The sequence below is a fragment of the Mycobacterium sp. ABE4_509 genome, assembly GCF_056160785.1.
In genome coordinates, this window is sequence record NZ_JBSWXU010000201.1 from 1 (window position 1) to 7,505 (window position 7,505).

Annotated in this window: 8 protein-coding genes; 5 read left to right on the top strand and 3 right to left on the bottom strand. The window is 69.8% G+C overall.

Going from position 1 to position 7,505, the window contains the following annotated elements; all coding sequences use genetic code 11:
* Both ACXAID_RS25980 and ACXAID_RS25985 read left to right on the top strand, forming a co-directional pair.
* A partial coding sequence (locus ACXAID_RS25980) for an SGNH/GDSL hydrolase family protein (protein WP_475025058.1) occupies nt 1-419 on the top strand: 419 nt, incomplete at its 5' end.
* Between the two features lie 46 nt (nt 420-465).
* Nucleotides 466-1,683, top strand: coding sequence for an acetyl-CoA C-acetyltransferase (locus ACXAID_RS25985; protein WP_475025059.1), 1,218 nt, complete (start codon nt 466-468; stop codon nt 1,681-1,683).
* A 54-nt stretch (nt 1,684-1,737) separates the two neighbouring features.
* Here the strand turns inward: ACXAID_RS25985 and ACXAID_RS25990 are convergent, their stop codons facing one another.
* On the bottom strand, nt 1,738-2,589 hold the full coding sequence (locus ACXAID_RS25990; RefSeq protein ID WP_475025060.1) for a Bax inhibitor-1/YccA family protein: 852 nt from the start codon (nt 2,587-2,589) through the stop codon (nt 1,738-1,740).
* A gap of 167 nt (nt 2,590-2,756) precedes the next feature.
* Between ACXAID_RS25990 and ACXAID_RS25995 the strand changes: the two genes are divergently transcribed.
* From ACXAID_RS25995 to ACXAID_RS26005, 3 genes are read left to right on the top strand one after another with little or no spacing between them, the layout of a single operon-like run.
* On the top strand, nt 2,757-3,797 hold the full coding sequence (locus ACXAID_RS25995; RefSeq protein ID WP_475025061.1) for an enoyl-CoA hydratase/isomerase family protein: 1,041 nt from the start codon (nt 2,757-2,759) through the stop codon (nt 3,795-3,797).
* A gap of 13 nt (nt 3,798-3,810) precedes the next feature.
* Entirely contained in the window at nt 3,811-4,596 is a 786-nt protein-coding gene (locus ACXAID_RS26000; protein ID WP_475025062.1) for an enoyl-CoA hydratase, read from the top strand.
* Nucleotides 4,597-4,605: 9 nt separating this feature from the next.
* On the top strand, nt 4,606-6,381 hold the full coding sequence (locus tag ACXAID_RS26005; RefSeq protein WP_475025063.1) for an alpha/beta hydrolase: 1,776 nt from the start codon (nt 4,606-4,608) through the stop codon (nt 6,379-6,381).
* Here the strand turns inward: ACXAID_RS26005 and ACXAID_RS26010 are convergent.
* Together ACXAID_RS26010 and ACXAID_RS26015 are read right to left on the bottom strand one after the other, a co-directional pair.
* Entirely contained in the window at nt 6,378-6,746 is a 369-nt protein-coding gene (locus tag ACXAID_RS26010) for a rhodanese-like domain-containing protein (protein ID WP_475025064.1), read from the bottom strand. The genes ACXAID_RS26005 and ACXAID_RS26010 overlap by 4 nt on opposite strands.
* Nucleotides 6,747-7,262: a cysteine dioxygenase gene (locus tag ACXAID_RS26015; RefSeq protein ID WP_475025065.1), complete on the bottom strand. Its 516-nt coding sequence runs from the start codon at nt 7,260-7,262 to the stop codon at nt 6,747-6,749.
* Nucleotides 7,263-7,505 lie beyond the last annotated feature (243 nt).

Here is a 7,505-nt window from a genome sequence, read left to right on the forward strand (position 1 = left end):
GCGCCGTCGTCGTCGTCGGCACGTGCCCGGATTTCGGCGTCATCAAAGCCATCCCCCAGCCCCTGCGCTGGGTTGCCCGCAGCCGCGGCCTGCGGCTGGCCCGGGCGCAGGCCGGCGCGGTGCGCTCCGCCGGCGGTGTCCCGGTGCCCTTCTCCGACCTGCTCGCTCCGCACTTCTACCAGGCACCCGAGCTGCTGTTCTCCTCGGACATGTTTCACCCGTCCGCGGTGGGCTACGCGCTGGCCGCCAAGCAGTTGCTGCCCGCCCTGTGCCGCGAACTGGGGGAATTCGTGTGCGGAGAGCCGGAGGAGGCGCTGGAATCCCGCTCCGACGGCACCGGGACGCTACTGTCCCGCTTCAGCCGGTTGTGGCGCCGCTCCACCGGGGTCCCCGCCCCGATCGTGGTGACCGCGGGCTAGGTTCGTTCCTAGCTTCCCCACGTCCGCGTAGCAGCAAGGAGTCGTCATGCCCGAAGCCGTCATCGTCGCCACCGCCCGTTCTCCGATCGGCCGGGCCAACAAGGGTTCGCTCGTTTCGATGCGCCCAGACGACCTGGCCGCCCAGATGGTGCGGGCCGCGCTGGACAAGGTGCCCGCGCTGGATCCGCGCGAGATCGACGACCTGATGATGGGCTGCGGCCAGCCCGCCGGTGAGTCCGGGTACAACATCGCCCGTGCGGTGGCCGTCGAGCTCGGCTACGACTTCCTGCCGGGCACCACGGTGAACCGGTACTGCTCGTCGTCGCTGCAGACCACCCGGATGGCCTTCCATGCGATCAAGGCCGGCGAGGGGGACGCTTTCATCTCCGCCGGGGTCGAGACGGTGTCCAGGTTCCCCAAGGGCATGGCCGACGGGTCACCGGATTCGAAGAACCCGGTGTTCGACGAGGCGATGGCGCGCACCGAGCAGGCGGCTGCCGGGGCGACCGAGTGGCACGACCCGCGCGAGGACGGTGCGCTGCCCGACGTGTACATCGCGATGGGCCAGACCGCCGAGAACGTCGCCGCCTTCACCGGCATCAGCCGGGAGGACCAGGACCATTGGGGAGTGCGCTCGCAGAACCGCGCTGAGGAAGCGATCAACAGCGGTTTCTTCGCCCGCGAGATCGCCCCGGTGACGCTGGCCGACGGCACCGTCGTCGCGACCGACGACGGACCCCGCGCGGGCACCACCTACGAGAAGATCAGCCAGCTCAAGCCGGTGTTCCGGCCCAACGGCACCATCACCGCCGGCAATGCCTGCCCGCTCAACGACGGGGCGGCCGCCGTGGTGATCATGAGCGACACCAAGGCCAAGGAACTCGGGGTGACCCCGCTGGCCCGCATCGTGTCGACCGGGGTCACCGGGCTGTCCCCGGAGATCATGGGCCTCGGGCCGATCGAGGCGGTCCGCAAGGCGCTGTCCAACGCGAAGATGTCGATCGGCGACATCGATCTGTACGAGATCAACGAGGCGTTCGCGGTGCAGGTGCTGGGCTCGGCGCGCGAGCTGGGGATGGACGAGGACAAGCTCAACGTCTCCGGCGGGGCGATCGCGCTGGGCCACCCGTTCGGTATGACCGGCGCCCGGATCACCGCCACGCTGCTGAACAACCTCGCCTACCACGACAAGACCTTCGGCATCGAGACCATGTGTGTCGGCGGCGGCCAGGGCATGGCGATGGTGGTCGAGCGCCTGTCCTGACGCACAGAAAAGGGGCGCCCACCGTGGTGGGCGCCCCTTCTTCAGTCGAGCCGGCTAATTGTTGTTGAAGTAACTGAGCAGGCGCAGGATCTCGATGTACAGCCAGACCAGGGTGACGGTCAGGCCGAGGGCGATGCCCCATGCCGCCTTCTCCGGTGCGCCGGCGCGCACCATCTGGTCGGCAGCGTCGAAGTCGATCAGGAACGAGAACGCCGCCAGGCCGATCACGAACAGCGAGAAGATGATCGCCAGCGGGCCGCCGCTGCGCAGGCCGAAGCCCTCACCGCCGCCGACACCGAACATCGCGAGCACCAGGTTGAGCAGGATCAGCGCGAGCGCGCCGAACATCGCGCCGACAAGGAAGCGGGTGAACTTCGGGGTCACCCGGATGGCGCCGGTCTTGTAGACGACGAGCATGCCGAAGAACACGCCGATGGTGCCGACGATCGCCTGGGCGATCATGCCGGGGCCGCCGGTGGACAGCAGGTTGGCGAAGATGAACGACGCGGAACCGAGGAACAGGCCCTCCAGCGCGGCGTAGCTCAGCACGATCGCCGGGTTGTCCTGCTTGCGCCCGAAGGTCGCGAACAGCACCATCCCGAGCCCGCCCAGGGCGCCGACCAGCAGGAACGGTGTGGCCAGGGCCAGGTTCTGGGCAACCAGGAAGTAGGTGACGACGGCGACGGCGCTCAGCACGGCCAGCGTCATCCCGGTCTTGGTGACGACGTCGTCGATGGTCAGCGGCCGGGAGACACCCGTCTGCCGCTGGTCGGGGTACTGCTGCGTGTGGGGGTCAGCCTGTACCGCTTGTGCACCGTAGCCGGCGGCTCCGGTACCGAATTTCGCGTATCCGCCCTGCTGCCCCTGCGGCAGCGATCGGAATACCGGGTTGCTGCTCTCGCGCACCGTCGGTTCCTTCCTGTGCTGTGAATTCGAATCGTGACGAACACTCAACGAGCGAGGTTCTCGGGAGGTTCCCACCTCGGTCGACGAACCATGTCCGCTTCCCAGGTCCTTCCCAGGAAACCTTACCCGGCCCTGACCTGACCCGGCGGACGATCTAGATTGCATGCGTGGACGAAAACGAGGATGTCCTAGTAACGGTCGACGGGCCGGTCGGCCGCATCACGCTCAACCGGCCCAAGGCGATCAACTCGCTGACCCATCACATGGTCGACCGGATCGGTGCGGCCCTCACGCAGTGGCAGGACGACGACGCGGTCAGCGCCGTGATCGTGGACGGCGCTGGCGAGCGCGGCCTGTGCGCCGGCGGCGACGTGGTGGCGATCTATCACAGCGCCAAGGCCGGCGGCGCCGAAGCCCGCCGGTTCTGGCACGACGAGTACCGGGTCAACGCCCGCATCGGCCGCTACCCCAAGCCCTACGTGGCGATCATGGACGGCATCACGATGGGTGGCGGCGTCGGCATCAGCGCCCACGGCAGCGTGCGGGTGGCCACCGACACGACCAAGATGGCGATGCCCGAGGTCGGTATCGGCTTCATCCCCGACGTCGGCGGGACCTTCCTGCTGGCGCGCACCCCCGGTCTGCTCGGACTGCACGCCGCTCTGAGCGGCGCCCCGTTCAGCGGGGCCGACGCCATCGCGATGGGGTTCGCCGACCACTTCGTGGCGCACGACCGGCTCGGCGCCTTCATCGCCACCGCCACCGCCGAGGGCCCGGACGCCGCCGTCGCGGCGCACGCCCAGGAGCCACCGGCGAGCCCGCTGCTGGAACAGCGCGACTGGATCGACCGCTGCTACGCAGGCGACACCGTGGCCGACATCATCGCCGCCCTGCGCGCCCACAACGACGACCAGGCGGCCCAGACCGCCGACCTGATCGCGTCGCGCTCCCCCGTCGCCCTGGCGGTCACACTGGAGGCGGTGCGCCGGGCGGGCACGGTGAGCAGCCTCGAGGAGGCGCTGTTCCAGGAGTTCCGGACCTCCTGCGCCTCGCTGCGCTCGCACGACCTGGTGGAGGGCATCCGCGCGCAGCTGGTCGACAAGGACCGAAACCCGCAGTGGTCGCCGGCGTCGCCGGCGGCGGTCACCGCAGCCGATGTCGAGGCGTACTTCGCCCCGGCCGAACCCGACCTGACGTTCGAGGACTAGCGAGGAGAACCACATGACGTCCCCAGCAGGCCCAGAGACCATCCTGGTCACCCGTGACGACCGGGTCGCCACGATCACGCTGAACCGGCCCAAGGCGCTCAACGCGCTCAACAGCCAGGTGATGACCGAGGTCACCACCGCCGCAGCCGAACTCGACGCCGACCCCGGCGTCGGGGCGATCATCATCACCGGAAACGAGAAGGCATTCGCCGCGGGCGCCGACATCAAGGAGATGGCGTCGCTGTCGTTCGCCGACGTGTTCGCCGCCGACTTCTTCGCCGCGTGGAGCAAGTTCGCCGCCACCCGCACCCCCACGATCGCCGCCGTGGCGGGTTACGCCCTGGGCGGCGGCTGCGAGCTGGCGATGATGTGCGACATCCTGATCGCCGCGGACACCGCGAAGTTCGGCCAGCCCGAGATCAAGCTCGGCGTGCTGCCGGGCATGGGCGGTTCGCAACGCCTGACCCGAGCGATCGGCAAAGCCAAGGCGATGGACCTGATCCTGACCGGGCGCAACATGGACGCCGAGGAAGCCGAGCGGGCCGGCCTGGTGTCGCGCGTCGTGGCTGCGGACACGCTGCTCGACGAGGCCAACGCGGTCGCCGCCACGATCGCCGGCATGTCGCTGTCGGCGGCGCGGATGGCCAAGGAGGCGGTCGACCGGTCGTTCGAGACGACGCTGACCGAGGGGCTGCTCTATGAACGCCGGCTGTTCCACTCGGCGTTCGCGACCGACGACCAGACCGAGGGAATGGCGGCGTTCACCGAGAAGCGAGCCCCGAACTTCACCCACCGTTAGGGTTCATGCGTGAGCGAACCGGGGACTGAGCAGAACGCACCGCAGGATCCCGCCGACGGGCCCGACACCGGGCCGAGCACGGGGTCGGCGGTCGCCACGTCCGACGAGCCCGGTCAGTCCCCGGCCGACGAGCAGCCCGAACGCACGCTGCCGTGGTGGCAGCGCCACTACACCTTCTTCGGCACCGCCGTCGGGCTGGTGTTCGTCTGGTTGTCGCTGACTCCGTCGCTGCTTCCCCGGGGGCCGCTGTTCCAGGGTCTGGTCAGCGGCGGCGCCGGCGCGGCCGGCTACATGCTCGGCGTGCTCGGGGTGTGGCTGGTGCGCTACATGCGCGGCAAGGACACCAGCCCGCCGGCACCGCGCTGGGCCTGGCTGGCCCTGATGGTGGTCGGCCTGATCAGCCTGGTCGGGATGCAGTTCTTCTTCCAGGTCTGGCAGAACGAGGTCCGCGACCTGATGGGGGTGCCGCATCTGCGGTGGTACAACTACCCGCAGGCAGCGGTCCTGGCGTTGATCGTGCTGTTCGTCCTCGTCGAGATCGGCCAGCTGGTGCGCAAGCTGGTGCTGTTCCTGGTCCGTCAGCTCGAGCGCGTCGCGCCGCGGCGGGTCTCGGGTGTGGTGGCGGTCGGCCTGGTGCTGGCGCTGACCGTGGCGCTGCTCAACGGTGTCGTCGCGCGGGTGGGGATGGACTGGCTCAACAGCACGTTCGCCGCGGTCAACGACGAGGACTCGCCCGACTCCCCCACCCCGACGACGACGCTGCGTTCGGGCGGCCCGGACTCGCTGGTGTCCTGGGCCTCACTGGGCCACCAGGGCCGGATCTTCGTCGCCGGCGGGCCGACCGTCGAGGAGCTCACCGACTTCAACGGCGAACCCGCCACCGAGCCGATCCGGGCGTACGCCGGCAAGGACGCCGGCGACGACATCCGCGAGACCGCGCAGATAGCCGCCCAGGAGTTGCTGCGCACCGGCGGCCTCGACCGCGAGGTGGTCGCGGTCGCCACCACCACCGGCACCGGCTGGATCAACGAGGCCGAGGCCTCGACGCTGGAGTACATGTACAACGGCGACACCGCCATCGTGTCGATGCAGTACTCGTTCCTGCCGAGCTGGATCTCGTTCATCGTCGACAAGGAGAACGCCCGCCAGGCCGGCCAGGCCCTGTTCGAGGCGGTCGACGAGCTGGTCCGCGAACGTCCCGAGGCCGACCGGCCCAGGCTGGTCGTGTTCGGTGAGAGCCTCGGCTCGTTCGGTGGCGAGGCGCCGTTCCTGAGCCTGGACAATCTGGTGGCCCGCACCGACGGCGCTCTGTTCTCCGGGCCGACGTTCAACAACACCATCTGGACCAATCTCACCGCGAACCGCGATCCGGGCTCGCCGATGTGGCTGCCGATCTACGACAAGGGCGAGAACGTGCGCTTCGTGGCACGCCCGGACAACCTGGGCCGACCCGACGACCCGTGGGGTGAGCCGCGGGTGGTCTACCTGCAGCACGCCTCCGACCCGATCGCCTGGTGGACGCCCGATCTGCTGTTCCGGGAGCCGGATTGGCTCAGGGAGCCCCGCGGTTACGACGTGTCGCCGCGGATGGATTGGATGCCGGTGGTGACTTTCCTGCAGGTGTCGGCCGACATGGCGGTGGCGGTCAACGTCCCGGACGGGCACGGGCACGTCTATGTCCAGGACGTGGCCAACGGCTGGGCAGCGGTGATGCAGCCCCCCGGCTGGACACCGGAGAAAACCGACCGGCTGCGTCCGCTGCTGCGCAGCGACGAGAACTCCTAGACCAGAACCTCTTTGAGGGCCTGATAGCCACCGATCACGTCGGTGCAGCGGGACAGTCCGAGGTCGTGCAGAGCCGCGGCCGCCAGGCTGGACGTGTAGCCCTGCGAGCACAGCACCACCCATTCGACGTCGTCGCCGACGGCCTGGGGCAGCCGGGCGTCGCTGGTCGGATCGCAGCGCCATTCCAGCACGTTGCGTTCGACGATCAGCGCGCCGGGCACCTGCCCCTCGGCGGCGCGCTGGGCGGCGGGGCGGATGTCGACGAGCACCGCACCGCGCCGCAGCGCCGCGGGAACCTGGTCGGCCCGAAGCCGGTTCAACCGGGCTCGCGCCCGGTCGAGCACCCCGTCGATCCGGCTGACCATCTAACCGGCCCCGGCGGCGCCGGTGAGCTCGGTGCGGCTGCGCCGCAGCGTGTTGCGCTCGGTGACGTCGTAATAGGACATCGCGGTCAGCGGCGGCGAGTAGGCGTGCACGCTCAGGGTCGGCGAGCTCAGGCCCGCGCTGTCCGGCGCCCACTCGATGTCGTGCACCCAGCCCAGCGGGAACCCGGCCTGGTCGCCGGCAACCAGCGGCCGGGAGCGCAGGCTCTTGCCGCCCCAGCGGGTTTCGCGCAACGCACCCGAAAGCACGGTCAGCGCACCCAGCGAACCACCGTGGTCGTGCAATTCGGTGCAGCGTTGCGGCACCCAGCTGATCAGCCAGACGTCGAGTTCGTCGTCGCCGTGCAGGCGGGCGAACCATCGCTCGTCGGCCGGCAGGCCGGCCTCCGGCAGCAGGTGGTCGTGCCGCCCGCCGAGCACCTCGTCGGCGAACCGGTCGGTGGTGTGCAGCAGGTCGGCTAGACGCAGGCGGGTGGGCAGAACGGATGCGGCGGGCATTGCGGGAACTCCAGGGACGAGACGAGGCGGTACGGGTTCGGGGTCGGCGTCAGGGCCGACAACACTCCACCCACCGGGCCACGTCGTTCACGCCGGACAGTGTTGCATAGATTGGCGGTATGCGCAGGTACCTTTTCTGCACCGCGACGGCTGCCGCGGTGGGCGTATGGCTGCTGAGCAGCTGTTCGTCCGACGCCGAGCGGGCGCCGGCCCCGGCTCCGAGCCAGGCGCCGGCCACCACGG

What these genes read in the sequence shown, in the direction of transcription:
- ACXAID_RS25985 (WP_475025059.1), top strand. Translation starts at nt 466, where the DNA reads ATGCCCGAAGCCGTCATCGTCGCCACCGCCCGTTCTCCGATCGGCCGG.
- ACXAID_RS26000 (WP_475025062.1), top strand. Translation starts at nt 3,811, where the DNA reads ATGACGTCCCCAGCAGGCCCAGAGACCATCCTGGTCACCCGTGACGAC.
- ACXAID_RS26010 (WP_475025064.1), bottom strand. Translation starts at nt 6,746, where the DNA reads ATGGTCAGCCGGATCGACGGGGTGCTCGACCGGGCGCGAGCCCGGTTG.
- ACXAID_RS26015 (WP_475025065.1), bottom strand. Translation starts at nt 7,262, where the DNA reads ATGCCCGCCGCATCCGTTCTGCCCACCCGCCTGCGTCTAGCCGACCTG.